13 protein-coding genes, 1 tRNA gene and 1 other annotated feature are annotated in these 18,859 nt (G+C 42.8%); all 14 genes read left to right on the forward strand.

Features of this window, described 5'->3' with window-relative positions:
• Positions 1 to 60 precede the first annotated feature (60 nt).
• The 14 genes from LLY41_RS05605 to yihA all read left to right on the forward strand — a co-directional run bounded on the left by LLY41_RS05605 (position 61) and on the right by yihA (position 18,606).
• A tRNA-Arg gene (locus LLY41_RS05605) sits at positions 61 to 137 on the forward strand.
• Positions 138 to 574: 437 nt separating this feature from the next.
• Positions 575 to 831, forward strand: a binding site (T-box leader).
• Positions 832 to 910: 79 nt separating this feature from the next.
• Complete coding sequence (gene ilvB / locus LLY41_RS05610; RefSeq protein WP_095245027.1) at positions 911 to 2,632, forward strand: acetolactate synthase large subunit; 1,722 nt, start codon at positions 911 to 913, stop codon at positions 2,630 to 2,632.
• On the forward strand, positions 2,629 to 3,147 hold the full coding sequence (gene ilvN, locus LLY41_RS05615) for an acetolactate synthase small subunit (protein ID WP_095245028.1): 519 nt from the start codon (positions 2,629 to 2,631) through the stop codon (positions 3,145 to 3,147). Before ilvB ends, ilvN begins: the two co-directional genes overlap by 4 nt.
• A gap of 48 nt (positions 3,148 to 3,195) precedes the next feature.
• Positions 3,196 to 4,218 (forward strand): ketol-acid reductoisomerase, encoded by a 1,023-nt coding sequence (gene ilvC / locus LLY41_RS05620; RefSeq protein ID WP_076257316.1) that lies wholly within the window; start codon positions 3,196 to 3,198, stop codon positions 4,216 to 4,218.
• The gene (locus LLY41_RS05625; protein WP_095245029.1) at positions 4,205 to 5,743 is read left to right on the forward strand and encodes a 2-isopropylmalate synthase; all 1,539 of its coding nucleotides are present in this window, start codon (positions 4,205 to 4,207) and stop codon (positions 5,741 to 5,743) included. Before ilvC ends, LLY41_RS05625 begins: the two co-directional genes overlap by 14 nt.
• 127 nt (positions 5,744 to 5,870) lie before the next feature.
• Positions 5,871 to 6,983: a 3-isopropylmalate dehydrogenase gene (leuB, locus tag LLY41_RS05630; RefSeq protein WP_095245030.1), complete on the forward strand. Its 1,113-nt coding sequence runs from the start codon at positions 5,871 to 5,873 to the stop codon at positions 6,981 to 6,983.
• A 90-nt stretch (positions 6,984 to 7,073) separates the two neighbouring features.
• The gene (leuC, locus tag LLY41_RS05635) at positions 7,074 to 8,489 is read left to right on the forward strand and encodes a 3-isopropylmalate dehydratase large subunit (RefSeq protein ID WP_304587123.1); all 1,416 of its coding nucleotides are present in this window, start codon (positions 7,074 to 7,076) and stop codon (positions 8,487 to 8,489) included.
• 16 nt (positions 8,490 to 8,505) lie between these two features.
• The gene (leuD, locus tag LLY41_RS05640) at positions 8,506 to 9,099 is read left to right on the forward strand and encodes a 3-isopropylmalate dehydratase small subunit (RefSeq protein ID WP_304587124.1); all 594 of its coding nucleotides are present in this window, start codon (positions 8,506 to 8,508) and stop codon (positions 9,097 to 9,099) included.
• Positions 9,100 to 9,200: 101 nt separating this feature from the next.
• Entirely contained in the window at positions 9,201 to 10,229 is a 1,029-nt protein-coding gene (locus tag LLY41_RS05645; protein WP_304587125.1) for a tetratricopeptide repeat protein, read from the forward strand.
• A 161-nt stretch (positions 10,230 to 10,390) separates the two neighbouring features.
• Positions 10,391 to 11,677: a trigger factor gene (tig, locus tag LLY41_RS05650; protein WP_095245034.1), complete on the forward strand. Its 1,287-nt coding sequence runs from the start codon at positions 10,391 to 10,393 to the stop codon at positions 11,675 to 11,677.
• A 670-nt stretch (positions 11,678 to 12,347) separates the two neighbouring features.
• The gene (clpX, locus tag LLY41_RS05655; protein WP_095245035.1) at positions 12,348 to 13,613 is read left to right on the forward strand and encodes an ATP-dependent protease ATP-binding subunit ClpX; all 1,266 of its coding nucleotides are present in this window, start codon (positions 12,348 to 12,350) and stop codon (positions 13,611 to 13,613) included.
• A gap of 158 nt (positions 13,614 to 13,771) precedes the next feature.
• Positions 13,772 to 15,439 carry an ATP-dependent protease LonB gene (lonB, locus tag LLY41_RS05660; RefSeq protein WP_095245036.1) on the forward strand — a complete coding sequence of 556 codons (1,668 nt, stop codon included), beginning with the start codon at positions 13,772 to 13,774 and terminating at the stop codon, positions 15,437 to 15,439.
• A 261-nt stretch (positions 15,440 to 15,700) separates the two neighbouring features.
• Entirely contained in the window at positions 15,701 to 18,028 is a 2,328-nt protein-coding gene (gene lon, locus LLY41_RS05665) for an endopeptidase La (RefSeq protein ID WP_304587126.1), read from the forward strand.
• Positions 18,025 to 18,606: a ribosome biogenesis GTP-binding protein YihA/YsxC gene (gene yihA / locus LLY41_RS05670; protein ID WP_095245038.1), complete on the forward strand. Its 582-nt coding sequence runs from the start codon at positions 18,025 to 18,027 to the stop codon at positions 18,604 to 18,606. Before lon ends, yihA begins: the two co-directional genes overlap by 4 nt.
• Positions 18,607 to 18,859: the final 253 nt, after the last annotated feature.

Here is an 18,859-nt window from a genome sequence, read left to right on the forward strand (position 1 = left end):
TAATATAATAAATCTTGTCGTTGAGTTAATAAATCTCAATCAGGTAAATAATTTCAAAATGTCCCAGTAGCTCAGCCGGATAGAGCAACGGCCTTCTAAGCCGTCGGTCGGGAGTTCGAATCTCTCCTGGGACGCCATTTACACATCTGGAAACACTACATATCTTACCGAATTTTACTCACCTTTCAGGTGGGTTTTTTTGTTTTCAATATTAATTTTTAATGGCAGGAACCTGCCAGCGGTCTTTAGATTGCCTCATTAAACCTCTTCAGCTATATTATCTCCATCATCAAAAAAATATAAAAAATTTTTTGTCCTATGAAATGTGAATATATCAACAATGTAAGCGGATACACAAAAACAGATTAATCTAAATTATCAAATAATTCATAAAAAGGGTGTTGACGGGCGATTAAAATGGGCGTAAGATAGTCCTCAATATAAGAAATTCACACCAGCAACTATAAACTTCAACCAAGTGAAATCTATCTCGCAATATAGAAATTTGGGTTTTTTTTAATCTGTCAATTCAATGATTTAAAGCGTTAGTGTATTGAGTTTAAATCTTAGAATAGGAAAAGCGTAGAAGAGGATAAGTAGTTTTATGACAGGCATTCCCAGAGAGCCGGATCTGCTGAAACCCGGTAATGCCCTCTTAAAATGAACTCACCTCTGAGCGCAGTCCTGAAAGTGAATCGACTAGGGGCTGCCGGGTGTTCTTCACCCGTTATCAAAACGAACAGCAAATCCGCTGTTCATGAGTGCACGCATCATAAGCGTGAATCAGGGTGGTACCGTGGAACAGGTGATCAAAGCCTTTTCATCCCTTATACCTACAATCGTTAGGTTTCTTTAGGGGTGGAAGGGCTTTTTATATTGGAGTTTAAAAACATGAGGAGGTTATCAACAAATGCTGCAGGAAGCTGCCTTAACAGAAACAAAAACGGAGACATATCCTGTCACCGGCGCTGATCTGTTATTAAGAGCCTTGGAGAAAGAAAATGTTGAAGTGATTTTTGGTTATCCTGGAGGAGCTGTTCTTCCACTTTACGACAAGCTGTATCATTCAAAGATTCTTCATGTGCTGCCGCGTCATGAACAGGGAGGAATTCATGCTGCTGAAGGGTATGCCCGTATATCAGGAAAGCCTGGTGTCGTAATTGCCACTTCAGGACCAGGAGCCACTAATATTGTTACCGGTCTTGCAGACGCAATGATGGATTCACTTCCGCTGATTGTATTTACAGGCCAGGTAGCAACGGGAGTCATTGGGTCAGACGCCTTTCAGGAGGCAGATATCCTGGGGATAACCACTCCAATTACAAAATACAATTATCAGGTCCGCAGCATTGAAGATATTCCGAGAATCGTTAAAGAAGCTTTTTATATAGCTTCAACCGGCAGGCCAGGACCAGTGCTGATTGATATCCCCAAAGACATCGCTGCAGGAGTTTCAGATCAGCCTGAGAAAGAAACGGAAGTGAATCTGCCGGGGTATCAGCCGACATTAAAACCAAATTACCTTCAAATAAGAAAATTAACTGAAGCAGTCAGCAGATCGAAAAAGCCTGTCATCCTGGCTGGTGCCGGAGTGCTTCATGGAAGAGCATCCAAAGAATTGAAAGAATACGCGGAGCAGCAGCAAATACCTGTTATCCACACACTTCTGGGCCTCGGCGGATTTCCTGCAAGTCATCCATTATTCATCGGTATGGCCGGTATGCACGGCTGTTATGCAGCCAATATGGGCCTTACAGAATGCGATTTGCTGATTAATATTGGAGCCCGTTTTGATGACAGATTAACAGGGAATTTACAGCATTTTGCACCACATGCAACAGTCGCCCATATTGATATTGACCCTGCTGAAATCGGCAAAAACGTTCCAACGTCCATCCCGATTGTGGCAGATGCAAAAGAAGCTCTAGAGCAGCTGATTCTGCAGGATGGAAAGCCGCCTGCCCATAAAGAATGGATGGAAACCATCTTGAGGTGGCAGGAGGAATATCCATATTACTATGATAAAGAATCCGTACAGCTGAAACCCCAGAAAGTCATGGAAATGCTTCATTCGAAGACGGAAGGGAATGCCATCGTCGTAACAGATGTAGGACAGCATCAAATGTGGGCAGCCCAATACTATCGCTTTAATAAAGCAGACAGATGGGTGACATCAGGAGGACTTGGAACAATGGGATTTGGTTTCCCGGCAAGCATCGGAGCTCAGCTGGCTGACCCGGAAGCATGCGTACTCGCCATTTGCGGAGATGGAGGATTCCAAATGTCAACTCAGGAGCTTGCTATCATTCAGGAACTGAATCTGCCGGTGAAAATTATTATTTTTAATAATATGGCCCTGGGCATGGTCCGGCAGTGGCAGGAGATCTTTTATGAATCCCGTTTCTCTCACAGCAAAATCCCGGTACAGCCTTCTTTCGTGAAATTGGCAGAAGCCTATGGGATAAAAGGATATGTCATCCAATCTGAAGCAGAGGCTGAAGAGGTATTGGATGAAGTGCTTCATAACGGCGAACCTGTGCTTATCGATTTCAGGGTGGATCCTGATGAAAACGTGTATCCGATGATCGCACCAGGAAAAGGACTTCATGAAATGGCAGGTGTAAAACCATGAAACGAATCATATGCCTGACTGTGATGAATCGGCCGGGTGTTCTAAACAGAATTACTAATCTATTTTCCAAAAGAAACTTTAATATTGAAAGCATTTCAGTCGGCCTGTCTGAACATGAAGGAATGTCGCGAATCACTTGTGTGGTCCATGTTGAGGACTCCGGTGCCAGCGAACAAATTACGAAACAGCTGAATAAGCAAATCGATGTGATAAAAGTAACGGATATCACGGACCAGTCAATTGTCGCTAGAGAGCTTGCCCTTATTAAAGTTCAGGCAGTCCCATATACAAGAAATGAGATTTATTCATTAATTGAACCTTTCAGAGCTTCTGTTATAGATGTCAGCAAGGATAGCATGACCATTCAGATTACAGGTGAATCTGATAAAGTTGAAGCATTCATTGAACTCATTAAACCATATGGAATCAAAGAGCTTGCAAGGACAGGAACAACGGCATTCCCTAGAGGAACACAGCGTACTTCCCAGCAGTCCAAGTCATACTCTATCGTTTAAATAAACTATTATAAATATAAAAAACTTATTCGGAGAGGGAGATAAAACATGGCGAAAATGTATTATAACGGAGATGCAAATGCAGCGTATTTAAACGGGAAGAAGGTAGCGGTCATCGGATATGGATCCCAGGGACATGCACATGCGTTAAACATGAGGGACAGCGGGGTTGAGGTTGTCATCGGCCTTCGGAAAGGGAAGTCATGGGAAAAAGCAGAAGAAGACGGTTTCCAGGTATATCCGGTCGGTGAGGCAGCAGCGCAGTCTGATGTAGTGATGATCCTATTGCCGGATGAACTGCAGCCAAAAGTATACAAGGAAGAAATCGAACCTAATTTATCAAACCAGGCATTAATGTTTGCCCATGGATTTAATATTCATTTTAATCAGATCGTGCCTCCAAAAGAGTGTGATGTACTGCTGGTAGCACCGAAAGGACCTGGCCATTTAGTCAGAAGAACATATGAACAGGATGCAGGTGTTCCAGCCCTGTTTGCAGTCCATCAGGACGTTACAGGGGAAGCAAAGGAACTGGCTCTTGCTTACGCTAAAGCCATTGGATCTCTTCGTGCAGGTGCTCTGGAAACGACTTTTAAGGAAGAAACCGAGACAGATTTGTTTGGCGAACAGGCAGTGCTGTGCGGAGGGCTGACTTCCTTGGTGAAAGCAGGATTTGAGACTCTGACAGAAGCAGGCTATCAGCCGGAACTGGCATACTTTGAATGTTTACATGAGCTGAAACTCATTGTTGACCTTATGTATGAGGGCGGTCTTGAAGGAATGCGCTATTCCATCTCAGATACAGCTCAATGGGGAGATTTTGTCAGCGGCCCGCGGGTAGTTGACGCAAGAGTGAAAGAAGAAATGAAGGCAGTGCTGAAAGATATCCAGGAAGGGAATTTTGCAAAAGGGTGGATTTTGGAAAACCAGGCAAATAGACCGGTATTCAATGCTGTAAATCAGAGAGAGAATGAGCATCCGATCGAGCAGGTGGGAAGAGAACTCCGCAAAATGATGCCGTTTGTTAATAGCAGCAAGAAGAAAGAAGTGGTCGTAAGTGGCAATAATTAAAATATTTGATACTACACTAAGAGATGGCGAGCAATCTGCCGGTGTAAACCTTAATTTTTCGGAAAAATTGGAAATCGCCAGGCAGCTGGAGCGTTTGAACGTTGATATTATTGAGGCAGGCTTCCCTGCAGCGTCGAAAGGGGATTTTGCATCCGTACAGAATATTGCCCAGACGATTAAAAATTGCTCGGTCACAGGATTGGCGAGAGCAGTTATCTCTGATATAGATGCTGCATGGGGAGCTTTAAAGGATGGAGCTGAGCCAAGGATACATACATTCCTGGCAACCTCTCCAATCCACAGGCAGTATAAGTTAAGAAAGACGAAAGAAGAAGTGGTTGAAACAGCAGTTGAAACTGTTAAGTATGCTGCTTCCAAATTCCCGATCGTCCAATGGTCTGCAGAGGATGCTACCAGGACAGAACTGCCTTTTCTTGCAGAGATCATAGAAAAGGTCATCCAGGCGGGTGCAGGAATCATTAACATACCAGATACAGTTGGATACACATCACCACAGGAGTACGGTGAAATTTTTCAATATTTAAGAAATCATGTTCCTTCTATAGATAAAGTATCCTTGTCAGCACATTGCCATGATGACTTGGGAATGGCCATAGCGAATTCACTATCAGCTATAGAAAATGGGGCAACACAGATTGAGGGCACGATAAATGGAATTGGTGAAAGAGCCGGGAATGCGGCACTTGAGGAGCTGGCAGTGGCCCTTTATATCCGGAATGATCATTATCAGGCTTCAACCCGTCTGAATCTTCAGGAAATCAGCAGAACGAGCAGTTTGATCAGCAAGCTGACAGGTATGGTGGTGCCAGCCAACAAAGCAATTGTTGGCAGGAATGCTTTTGCACATGAATCAGGAATACACCAGGATGGGGTATTGAAGGAAAAATCAACGTATGAAATTATTTCCCCTGACCTAGTCGGTTTTCAATCCAATTCCATGGTGCTTGGAAAACATTCCGGGCGCCATGCATTTAAAAACCGCCTGAGTGAACTGGGGCTTGAAGTAGCAGATGAAGAAGCAAATCGGCTTTTCACAGTTTTCAAAGATTTGGCCGACCGCAAAAAAGAGATGACAGACGACGACCTTGCAGCCATCGTACTTGAAGAGAAGCTCTCCAAGGAGCAGCGATTCTATGATTTGATCGGAATCCAAATCCAGTATGGCACGAACTCTGTTCCAACAGCAACTGTTACTCTGTCAGGGTCAAACAACGAAGTAATCCAGGAAGCCGGGACTGGAGCAGGAAGCATCGAGGCGCTGTATAACACATTGGAAAAATGCCTGAATGGAACAGCTAACCTTTTGGATTACCGTATCCAATCCGTAGGGGCCGGAAGAGACGCTTTAGCCCAGGTTTATGTAAAGCTGAACTATGAAGGAATGGAAACAAGCGGCCGCGGTTTGGCCCAGGATGTGCTTGAGGCTTCCTCAAAAGCTTACTTGAATGCCGTTAATAGAGTCATATATATGAGAGAAAAAGCGCAGGCGGTAGAGGTAAATTGATCTGAAGCGGGAGATTCTGCACACGAATGCGGAAAGTCTCCTGTCGTTCCCCCGAAAAGCAAATGCGCGGCAGAAATATAATAGGAAGAAAATTTATAAAACAATAAATCAGACGGAGGGATTAAAAATGAAAAAACGTATCGCAGTACTTCCAGGAGATGGGATCGGCAAAGAAGTGGTGAAGGGTGCAATTGAAGTCCTGCAGGCTGTTGGTGAACGGTTCGGACATCAATTCCAATTTTCATATGGCAAAATCGGCGGTTCTGCTATTGATGCAGCCGGAACTCCGCTGCCTAATGAAACGCTGGAGCTTTGCAAAGAAAGCGATGCGGTCATGCTGGGAGCGGTTGGCGGACCTAAATGGGACCGGCAGCCTCCCCACCTTCGTCCGGAAAAGGGTCTATTAAGGATCCGCAAGGAATTAAATCTATATGCCAATTTGCGGCCAACTCAATATTATTCAAGCCTTTCCGATACGTCTCCGTTAAAAAATGAAGTAATTGAAGGCGTGGATATGCTGATGGTCAGAGAATTAACCGGCGGACTTTATTTTGGAAAGCCAAGCGAAAGGACACAGCAAAACGGAAAAGATGCTGTCGTGGACACTTTGTTTTATCAAAAAGAAGAAATGCGCCGTGTCATTAAGCTGGCATTCGAACTTGCAGGAAAGCGGCGTGGCAAGGTGACTTCTGTTGACAAGGCCAATGTCCTGGAATCCAGCCGAATGTGGAGAGAAGTTGCAGAGGACATTGCAAAGCAATATCCTGATGTGGTTCTTGAACATATGCTTGTTGATAATGCCGCTATGCAAATGATTAAAAACCCGAAAAGATTTGATGTTGTCGTAACAGAGAATATGTTCGGTGATATTCTGAGCGATGAAGCCTCTGTATTGACCGGTTCTCTGGGAATGCTTCCTTCTGCCAGCATTTCGGAAAACGGGCCTTACTTATACGAACCTATTCATGGTTCAGCACCGGATATTCAAGGGAAGAATGCAGCTAATCCAATTGCCATGATTTTATCGGCAGCCATGATGCTCCGTTTATCCTTCGGAATGGAAGAGGAAGCTGAAGCAGTTGAGAATGCTGTTAATCAAGTTCTTGAAGCCGGCTATCGTACGAGAGATATCTTTTCATTTGGAAAAAAGGTTGTCACTACTTCTGAAATGATTGAAGAGGTAAAGGCTACCCTTTTGGATAACGAGGCTATTCTTAACATTATGGGGGCTTATGCATAAGAGCTGACTGCTGGGCACTGGTTCAGCTGATTTTAAACTTGAGACACGGCCATCATCGGCCGTGTTTCTTTTAAAAAGGAGTCGAGCAGAATGGGAAAATCAATAATAGATAAGATTTGGGAAAAGCATGTAGTCCACAGGGAAGAAGGAAAGCCGGATTTGATGTACATAGACCTCCACTTAGTACATGAAGTTACATCCCCTCAGGCATTTTCCGGTTTAAGAATGAAAAGCAGGAAAGTGAGAAAGCCTGATAAAACGTTTGCTACAGTTGATCATAATGTTCCTACTGATAACCGAAAAGTCATCAATGATCCTGTTGCATTAAATCAAATGACCACTTTGGAAAAAAACTGTCTGGAATTCGGCATCCCTCTTGCCGGGCTGGAAAGTCCTGAACAGGGTATTGTTCATGTGATTGGGCCGGAGCTGGGGCTTACTCAGCCAGGCATGACAATTGTTTGCGGGGACAGCCATACATCCACTCATGGAGCTTTTGGATCAATAGCCTTTGGCATCGGCACAAGTGAAGTTGAGCATGTCCTGGCTACCCAGACGTTATGGCAGAGCAAGCCTAAAACATTAAAACTGGAGATAAACGGCGAGCTAAAAAAAGGTGTCACTGCTAAAGATGTCATCCTTTATATTATTGCTAAAAAAGGAATTGGTTTTGGCACAGGCCATATTATTGAATATTGCGGGGAGACAATTGCAAAAATGTCAATGGAAGAAAGAATGACGATTTGCAATATGTCCATTGAAGGAGGCGCAAAGGCGGGGCTTGTGAGTCCTGATGAAACAACGTTTGCGTATCTTCAAGGACGAAAGTATGCGCCAAAAGGAGCCGGATTTGCGGATGCAGTCGGGAATTGGAAGGAGCTTGTATCTGATCCTGATGCGCAATACGATAAAACCATTCAAATTGATGCTGCAGATATTGCGCCTATGGTCAGCTGGGGCACAAATCCATCAATGACTTCCAAGGTGAATGAACAAATTCCAAAACTTGAGGAATGCAAAAACGAGCTTGAACAAAAATCACTATCAAGAGCTTTGGAATATATGGGACTGCAGGAAGGCCAAAAAATTGAAGACATTCAAATTCAGCACGTTTTTATCGGGTCCTGCACGAATTCCCGGCTGGAAGACCTGAAACTGGCAGCTGAACTCATTAGAGGGAAAAAGGTTCATCCCCATGTCCGCGCACTTGTTGTACCAGGCTCACAGCAGGTCAAGAAGCAGGCAGAGGCAGATGGGCTGGACCTTATCTTTAAGCAGGCTGGGTTTGAATGGAGGGAATCAGGCTGCAGCATGTGTTTGAGCATGAATAATGATATTGTGCCAAACGGCGAGCATTGTGCGTCGACATCAAATCGTAATTTTGAAGGAAGACAGGGGTCAGGGGCCAGAACACACCTTGTCAGCCCTTTAATGGCGGCAGCGGCAGCTATATACGGACATTTTGTGGACGTAGGTGCTTTGCTAAGTGCAGAGACTGTCCATTAAGAAGGAGGAGAACTAAATGAGCGGATTCAAAACACTTCAGGGGAAAGCAGCTGCAATGGATAGAGCCAATGTGGATACTGATCAGATCATTCCCAAGCAATTTCTAAAAAGAATTGAGAAAACAGGATTTGGACAATATCTTTTTTATGACTGGAGATATACGAAAGAAGGGCTGCCTAACCCGGAGTTTGAGCTGAATAAGACTGAAAATCAGGGTGCTTCCATCCTCATTGCAAATGAAAATTTCGGCTGCGGATCTTCCCGGGAGCATGCGCCATGGGCTTTAGGGGATTATGGATTCAAAGTAATTATTGCCCCTTCGTTTGCGGACATCTTCCATCAAAATTGCTTAAAAAATGGACTTCTGCCAATCACTCTGCCGGCAGAAACGGTCGAATATTTGCTCGAACGATCCCAAAACCAGCCGTATGATCTGAAGGTTGATTTGCAGAATGGAATAGTTGAAGATGAATATAATTTTTCAGCATCATTCACAATTAATGAATACTGGAAAAAAATGCTGATAAACGGCTGGGATGAAATAGAGATTACTCTTCAATTGGAAAGCAGCATTTCAAGTTTCGAAGAAAAACAGTTTGCGGTGCAGTAGGCACCTGTGAAAGATTCATGGCATGAAACCATGAATCTTTTTGTTTTTGAGCTATTTCATGCTACACTAACTTCAAAAATAATAGTTGAGGCGGTTTTAGCATGGGAAAGCGGGAACAGAAAAAACAAAAAAATAAAATCATTCTATTTCCCGGCCTTGAAAAACGGCTGCTGGAAAAGGGACTTGAGTCCTTTCAGCAGAAAAGGTATAAAGAATCAATCCGGTTCTTTGAAGAAGCGTTGGATATGGAGCCTGAGAATACGGATGTTCATATTGGGCTCGTTTTGGCATATTATGAAGCCGGAGCTTTGGAAAAGGCAAAAGAACTGGCCAATAAAATGCTCCAGACAGGCATTGGGGATTACATACAAGTAATGGATCTTTATTTAATGATCCTTGTGCAGCTGCATCAATACAGGGAGATTGCAGCAACGATCGAGGTTTTGCTTGAAGAAAGGGAGATCCCGAAGGAGAAATTTGAGCATTTTAGCAGAATGCTTGAGTTCAGCAGAAAAATGGCTGCTTCACCTTCTGAAACTGAGATCGAAGCACCCGATCTGGAGGAATTTAACAGTAGGAAACTCAATCTGTTTTCTTACCAGGATCAGCATGAACAAATGCAGATTGCTGCACAGCTGGCAGAACATAACATCAGGCCTTATCTCGAAGATATTAAAGCCTATTTGGAAGCGGAGGATGGAAATCCTTTTTTTAAAACGATGCTGTTAAATGTACTTTCTGAGCATGGGTATGAAAAATATGTAACGATTCGGAAGTTTGATAAGAGCCTGCGGGTAAATCCTGCTGAACTGCCACCTGTTCATCAGCAGCCCATGCTGTTAAAGATAGTCAATAAACTGGAGAATCAGCTCGAACAGGAAGATCCGGTACTATTTGAAAATACAAAGAGCATTGCACAAAGACACTTCTTCCTGCTTTATCCGCATGAAGCCCCGCCGGAGAATGCTGTGTCCTGGGCTGCGGCATACCATATGCTTTCAAATGAGTATCATGGCTTAAACAGTTCGATAAGCAAGCTTGGTGATATTTATGATGCTCCTGAAGAGGAAATTGAAGAGGCTCTTGCCTTTATAAGAAAGATAGAAGAAATTTCTTATCCCAATATTTAGCCTTCAATGTTGAAAGACAGGGAGTGTATGTTATAATATAATGGTTGTATTATGTGTATATATACATTTTTATTAAATGGATATGGCTTGAAAAACAAGAGATATTCATAACATTCTGTCATGAATGAAATGATAATAGATTTTTGGAGGGAAATGATTGTATGTCTGCTAAATATGAAAAGTTAGAAGGGAACCGCGGGGTTCTTACAATTGAAGTAGATGCAGAGAAAGTAACCGAAGGTTTAGACGCTGCATTCAAAAAAGTAGTTAAGCAAGTAAACGTACCGGGATTCCGTAAAGGAAAAATGCCTCGCGGAATGTTTGAAAAGCGTTTCGGAGTTGAATCTTTATACCAGGATGCAGTGGATTATCTTCTTCCGGAAGCATATGCTAATGCAATTGATGAAACTGGCATTGAGCCTGTTGATCGCCCTGAAATCGATGTTGAGCAAATCGAAAAAGGCAAAAGCCTTATCTTCAAAGCTACAGTAACTGTTAAGCCTGAAGTAAAGCTTGGCGAATACAAAGGCCTTGAAGTTAAACCGCTTGAAACAAGCGTTACAGAAGAAGATGTTAACAATGAGTTAACTTCCCTTCAGGAAAGACAAGCTGAGCTGGCTGTTAAAGAAGAAGGCAAAGCGGAGAACGGCGATACAGTTGTTATGGACTTTGAAGGATTCGTTGATGGTGAAGCTTTCGAAGGCGGAAAAGCTGAGAACTACTCTTTAGAACTTGGTTCAGGACAATTCATCCCTGGATTTGAAGAGCAGCTGATTGGTACTGCTGCTGGAGAATCTAAGGATGTCGAAGTTTCTTTCCCAGAGGAATACCACGCAGCTGAGCTAGCTGGTAAGCCTGCAACTTTCAAAGTAACTTTACATGAAATCAAAACAAAACAGCTTCCTGAGCTGGATGATGAGTTTGCTAAAGATGCAGACGAAGAAGTTGAAACTTTGGATGCATTAAAAGAAAAAATTAAAACTCGCTTAGAAGAAAGCAAAAAGCATGAAGCTGAGCACCATGTCCGCGACACTGTTGTTGAAGCAGCAGCTGCTAATGCAGAAATGGAAATCCCGGCTGCAATGGTTGATACTGAAGTTAACCGCATGATGCAGGAGTTCGAACAGCGTCTTCAAATGCAAGGCATGAACCTTGAACTATACTTCCAGTTCTCCGGACAGGATGAAGCAGCTTTACGCGAGCAAATGAAAGAGGAAGCTGAAAAGCGCGTTCGCGTTAACCTGACTCTTGAAGCAATAGCAAAAGCTGAAAACATCGAAGTAAGCGATGAAGAAGTTTCAGAAGAACTGAACAAAATGACAGAAATGTACAACATGTCTGCTGAGCAGATCACACAAGCTCTTGGAAGCCTTGAAGGCCTAAAAGCAGATCTTCAAATTAAAAAAGCAGTAGATTTCCTTGTGGAAAATAGCAAGACTGTTGCATAATAAAAGAAAAGCGGAGCCGACTGCACTGCCCCGACAAGCATAAGACGAATTACGGAGGAGGTTGTTAAACCTCAGTAGTAATTTGGCTTATGACCTCGAGGGGCAAGGAGGCGGAGCTAGACAGCAGTCTAGCTTCGAAAGCAGAAAATTTTCTCCCTTTATAAGAAACAAGGCGCGAGTTTATCGTGCCTTGTTTTATACCATCAAGACCATACATAATGAAAATCTCCCTTGTACCTTTTGCCTGGTGAAAAGTTTTACGGCATATTGCACATGGACAGGAATACAAATACATATAAATAGATAATTTAATTATCGGTCCAGAGGGCCGACTTAATTTAGCCATTTTTGGTTAAGCTTATGAAAGTACATATAAAATTCAGCCTGGTTTATCTTTGGGAAATCCCATCACATGCATGCATACATAATTGAAATGTTTTAAGAGTTATCATTTCCTGTCCACTGTAAAAATGTGTTACAATGCAATACATAACTGCTGAAGGTTTTGATTTTTTCAAAAGAGTGAATGATTAAAGAGGCCTGTCTTCAAGTGCAATGGCACATCATCCGCTTTAATTACTAACCTTTCTATGGCTGAATAAAGAACTAATTGCATGTGATTTCGCAAGCTTTATATATCGTTTTGAAGTTTTTTCAAGGGGTGAAGGATTTGTTTAAATTTAATGATGAAAAAGGGCAATTGAAGTGTTCTTTCTGTGGCAAGACACAGGATCAGGTCCGCAAACTTGTTGCTGGGCCTGGAGTATATATATGCGATGAATGCATTGAACTTTGCACTGAAATTGTGGAAGAAGAACTGGGAACAGAAGAAGAAGTGGAGTTCAAAGATGTGCCAAAACCGGCTGAAATCCGCGATATTCTGGATGAATATGTAATTGGCCAGGAGCAGGCGAAGAAATCGCTGTCTGTTGCAGTATATAATCACTATAAACGCATCAATTCCAACAGCAAAATTGATGAAGTTGAACTTTCTAAAAGTAATATTGCCATGATCGGGCCGACTGGAAGCGGTAAAACCTTGCTGGCTCAGACATTGGCACGTATTCTTAATGTTCCATTTGCCATTGCAGATGCGACATCATTAACTGAAGCCGGATACGTCGGGGAAGATGTTGAAAATATTCTCCTAAAGCTTATTCAGGCTGCAGATTATGATGTGGAAAAGGCCGAAAAAGGAATCATTTATATTGATGAGATTGATAAAGTTGCACGTAAGTCGGAAAATCCGTCCATCACTCGCGATGTATCAGGTGAAGGTGTGCAGCAGGCGCTGTTGAAAATTCTTGAAGGAACAGTTGCAAGCGTCCCGCCACAAGGCGGCCGCAAGCATCCTCATCAGGAATTTATCCAGATTGACACGACCAATATCCTGTTTATTTGCGGCGGAGCCTTCGATGGCATTGAGCAAATTATTAAACGCCGTTTAGGCCAAAAGGTAATTGGCTTTGGTTCCGACCAGAATCAAAAAGAAATCGAGCCAAAGGATCTTCTTGCAAAAGTGCTTCCTGAAGACCTGCTGAAATTCGGATTAATTCCTGAATTTATTGGACGTCTTCCAGTTATTGCAAGCCTTTCCCAGCTTGATGAAGCGGCTTTAATTGAGATTTTAACTAAACCTAAAAATGCACTGGTCAAACAATATCAGAAAATGCTTGAACTCGATAATGTTGAGCTTGATTTTGAAGAAGGCGCACTTGAAGAAATTGCTAAAAAAGCAATTGAAAGAAAAACAGGTGCCCGCGGACTGCGCTCCATTATTGAAGGAATCATGCTTGATGTAATGTTTGATCTTCCATCACGCGAAGATATAAAAAAATGCATTATTACCAAAGAAACGGTTATCGATAACGGTTCTCCCAAGCTTGTTTTGGAGGACGGTACAGTCGTAGAAGAAGAGCGCAAGACTTCAGCGTAATTTAAAAAATGGCCAGTCCCTGGTGGGGCATGGCCATTTTTTTGCACCTTTCCGACCCTTTTTCTTACCTTACTTTTAAATGAATTCCTTGTTTATTCCAACTCAGTCAGGGAGATACTAGCATTATTAACGAGAACAATAATGCAGGAGGGAACACAATGAGTTGGACGGGGATCGCTTTATTTATCCAATTGTTTTTTGGAATTGTCATTGGGCTATATTTTTGGAATTTGCTTAGGAGCCAGCGTACACAGAAAGTTTCTATCGACCGTGAATCAAGGAAGGAAATGGATGTATTAAAAAAGATGCGTTCCATTTCATTAACTGAACCTTTATCAGAAAAAGTTCGTCCATCCAGTTTTGCTGACATTGTGGGGCAGGAAGATGGAATTAAATCTCTGAAAGCAGCATTGTGCGGACCCAATCCTCAGCATGTTATTATTTATGGTCCACCGGGCGTGGGAAAAACGGCTGCGGCCAGATTGGTTCTGGAAGAAGCCAAGAAAAATGCAAAATCACCCTTTAAGGCAGCTTCTGTTTTTATCGAACTGGATGCCACTACTGCGAGATTTGATGAGAGGGGTATTGCGGATCCCCTGATAGGTTCTGTTCATGATCCTATCTATCAGGGGGCAGGGGCGATGGGACAGGCGGGAATTCCGCAGCCTAAACAGGGTGCTGTTACAAATGCACATGGCGGTGTCCTTTTTATTGATGAAATCGGCGAGCTTCATCCCATTCAGATGAACAAGCTCCTGAAGGTGCTTGAAGACCGGAAAGTCTTTCTGGAAAGCGCTTATTATAATGAAGAAAACACTCAAATACCAACCCATATTCATGATATTTTTAAAAATGGCCTGCCTGCGGACTTCCGCCTGATCGGTGCAACTACCAGAACTCCTAATGAAATTCCGCCAGCCATTCGCTCCAGATGCATGGAGGTATTTTTCAGGGAATTAGCTGAAGAAGAGATCATAGCTGTAGCTGGAAAGGCTTCTGCAAAGGTCAATGTCGCTGTTAGTGAAAAGGGGCTTGGCATTCTTGCTAATTATGCAAGAAATGGACGCGAAGCGGTAAATATGATTCAAATCTCTGCGGGTTTGGCAATCACTGAGGACCGTGATTACATAAAAGATGAAGATATTGAGTGGGTTGTCCAATCGAGTCAGCTTTCACCGAGAATGGAGAGAAAAATCAATACCCATTCTGCTGTTGGCCTTGTCAACGGCCTGGCGGTATATGGGCCGAACACAGGCGCTCTGCTTGATATTGAAGTTACTGTGATTCCTGCAAAAGAAAAGGGCAGCATTAATATTACAGGCATAGTGGAAGAAGAAAGCATTGGCGGCCAGGGAAAGTCAATCCGGAGAAAAAGTATGGCCAGGGGTTCAATTGAAAATGTTATTACCGTTCTGAGATCGATGGGCGTCCCGGCCGATGAATATGATATTCATGTCAACTTCCCTGGCGGAGTTCCAATTGACGGTCCTTCTGCCGGCATTGCTATGGCGACAGGAATTTATTCTGCCATTTATAAAAGGCCAGTTGACAATACTGTTGCCATGACCGGGGAAATCAGCATTCATGGGTATGTCAAGCCAATAGGAGGCGTTTATCCAAAGGTGAAGGCAGCCAAGAAAGCGGGAGCACAGACAGTAATCATCCCAAAAGAAAATATGCAATCCATCTTAAAGGAGATAACAGGAATTAAGATCATCCCCGTATCTCATTTGAATGAGGTATTTGAGGCATCGCTTCACAAAGAGTATCTCAAAGAGCAGGCTGTAACTGCTTCAATCGAATTAAAGAAAAAAGAAAGCATATGATGTGTGGCCCGGTTTGCAGTTGCTGAAAGCCCGCTGTATAAACGCCTCCGCTAATCGCGGTCAGAAACTTCGGTTTGCAGTTTAGGCTACAAACCGAAGTTTTATTTGCGTAAAGAAGGATAAAGTGTAATTATAAATGAATATCATTGAAATACGGCTTTTTCTCTTTAATAGACACTGCTATTTAAATGCGATAGAATTGTACAAAGAAATTATTAGCAATAATGGGGTTAAAAAGATGCATTTTGGAGGTGCAATGGAATGGCGAAAAAGAAAGAAATCATCGTCCCCCTCCTGCCGCTTCGGGGCTTGCTGGTTTATCCGACCATGGTTCTGCATTTGGATGTAGGCCGGGAGAAATCGGTTCAGGCTCTGGAAAAAGCAATGGTAGATGACCATTTAATTTTCTTAACAACACAAAAGGATATATCTATAGATGAACCATCAGAAGATGATCTATATGGAATGGGCACGCTCACACGTGTCAAGCAGATGCTCAAGCTTCCAAACGGTACAATCCGTGTTCTTGTTGAAGGGCTTAAGAGAGCGGAAATCATTGATTTTCAGGACGAAACTGAACATTATTCCGTAAGTGTGAAGGTTTTTGAGGATCCTGAGAAAAAGGACGTAGAAGATCAGGCATTGATGAGGACTATGCTTGAATATTTTGAGCAATACATAAAGGTATCGAAGAAAATATCAGCTGAAACTTATTCTTCTGTAGCAGATATAGAAGAGCCGGGACGTATGGCAGATATCATTTCTTCCCACTTGCCTTTAAAGCTGAAGGAAAAACAGGAAATACTTGAAACCATTGATGTTAAAGAGCGCATGAATCAGGTTATTGAAATCATCCATAATGAAAAAGAAGTTCTGAACCTTGAGAAAAAGATTGGCCAGCGTGTGAAAAAATCAATGGAACGCACGCAGAAGGAGTATTATCTGCGTGAACAGATGAAGGCAATCCAAAAAGAACTTGGGGATAAGGAAGGCAAGACAGGAGAAATCGCTGAGCTGACGGAAAAGATTGAAAACGCCGGCATGCCTGAGCATGTCCAGCTTACCGCTTTAAAAGAACTGGATCGCTATGAAAAGGTTCCATCCAGTTCAGCCGAAAGCGCGGTTATCCGCAACTATATCGAGTGGCTTGTCACACTGCCATGGTCAAAATCAACAGAAGATGACCTGGATATCCTTAAGGCCGAAAGGATTCTGAATGAAGACCATTATGGTCTGGAAAAAGTAAAAGAACGGGTTTTGGAATACCTCGCAGTGCAAAAGCTGACGAATTCCCTTAAGGGACCAATCCTTTGTCTTGCAGGTCCTCCGGGTGTCGGTAAAACAAGTCTTGCACGTTCTATTGCAACATCGCTAAACCGTAATTTCGTCCGTGTATCCCTCGGCGGAGTCCGGGATGAGTCTGAGATTCGCGGACATAGAAGAACGTATGTTGGTGCCATGCCTGGCCGCATCATTCAGGGCATGAAAAAAGCAGGGACGATTAATCCTGTATTCCTGCTTGATGAAATCGACAAAATGTCCTCTGATTTCCGCGGGGATCCTTCATCAGCGATGCTGGAAGTTTTAGACCCTGAACAGAACCATAATTTTAGTGATCATTACATTGAAGAAACCTATGATCTTTCAAAGGTCATGTTCATAGCCACAGCCAATAATCTTGGCACAATCCCTGGCCCGCTGCTGGACAGAATGGAAATTATCACGATTGCAGGCTATACAGAGCAGGAGAAGATTCACATAGCTAAAGACCACCTGCTGCCTAAGCAAATTAAAGAGCATGGTCTATCAAAATCCCAGCTTCAGATTCGCGAGGATGGACTTCAGAAGGTAGTCCGCTATTATACTCGTGAGGCTGGAGTCCGCGGTTTGGAGCGCCAGCTGGCTACTATCTGCAGAAAAACGGCTAAAATTATCGTATCCGGGGAAAAGAAGAAAGTGATTGTCAACACAAAAAATGCTGAAGAGTTTCTTGGAAAGCCAAAATACCGCTATGGTCAGGCTGAGCTTGAAGACCAGGTTGGCGTTGCGACAGGTCTTGCCTATACAACAGTTGGCGGCGATACCCTTCAAATTGAAGTATCCCTTTCTCCCGGAAAAGGAAAGCTCGTTCTTACAGGCAAACTGGGGGATGTAATGAAAGAGTCTGCTCAAGCGGCATTCAGTTATGTTCGTTCAAAAGCAAAAGAACTTGGCATTGATGAGAATTTCCATGAAAAGCATGATATTCATATTCATGTTCCTGAAGGTGCTGTCCCGAAAGACGGCCCATCTGCCGGAATAACAATTACAACTGCCCTGGTTTCTGCTCTTTCAGGAAAACCAATACGTAAAGAAGTGGGAATGACAGGGGAAATTACGTTAAGAGGCCGGGTGCTTCCTATTGGCGGCTTGAAAGAAAAATCTTTGAGCGCCCATCGTGCAGGATTGACGAAGATCATCCTCCCTAAAGATAATGAAAAAGACATTGAAGATATCCCTGAAAGCATCAGGGAAGAACTTGATTTCGTTTTGGTATCACATGTGGACGAAGTCTTGAAACATGCCCTGAATGGCGGTGCACAAGCATGAAAGTAACCAGCTCAGAAATAGTCATCAGTGCTGTTAAGCCTGATCAATATCCTGAAAGTCATTTGCCCGAATTTGCCCTGGCCGGCCGTTCGAACGTCGGCAAATCTTCTTTCATTAATAAAATGCTTAATCGAAGAGGACTTGCCAGAATATCCTCTAAGCCGGGGAAGACACAAACCCTGAATTTTTACCTTATTAACGAAATACTCCACTTTGTTGATGTTCCGGGCTACGGGTATGCAAAGGTATCCAAAAAGGAACGTGAAGCTTGGGGAAAGATGATAGAAACATATTTAACAAACAGAGAGCAGTTGAAAGCAGTTGTGCTGATTGTTGATTTGCGCCATCCCCCTTCAAGTGACGATGTTATGATGTACAACTTTTTAAAGCATTATGAAATTCCCTGTGTGGTGATTGCCACAAAAGCGGATAAAATACCGAAATCCAAGTGGCAAAAACATATGAAAATCACGAAAGAAACATTGGATATCGATCCGAATGATCAGATCATTATGTTTTCCTCTGAAACAGGCTATGGGAAAGACCAGGCCTGGTCGGCATTAAAAAGCTATATGTAATAAAAAATCCCGCAGCATTTGCAGCGGGATTTTTTGTTTTCTTCATTCAGGTCTTTCGTCCTGGAAAAGGGTATTTGAGATACCCTGTATATCACTATACATTAGGAATTAATTGGATATTAATTTTGTCGAAATGTAAGGAATCTAAAGGATACAGGAGAATATGGGGTTATGTTGGAGTCTATAGAGGATCACTTAATGAGAACAGCTTATATACTTTTATTTCATAAATTATCATAAAATATGAATTTTG

Source organism: Cytobacillus firmus (genome assembly GCF_023612095.1).
Lineage (GTDB): Bacteria > Bacillota > Bacilli > Bacillales > Cytobacillaceae > Cytobacillus.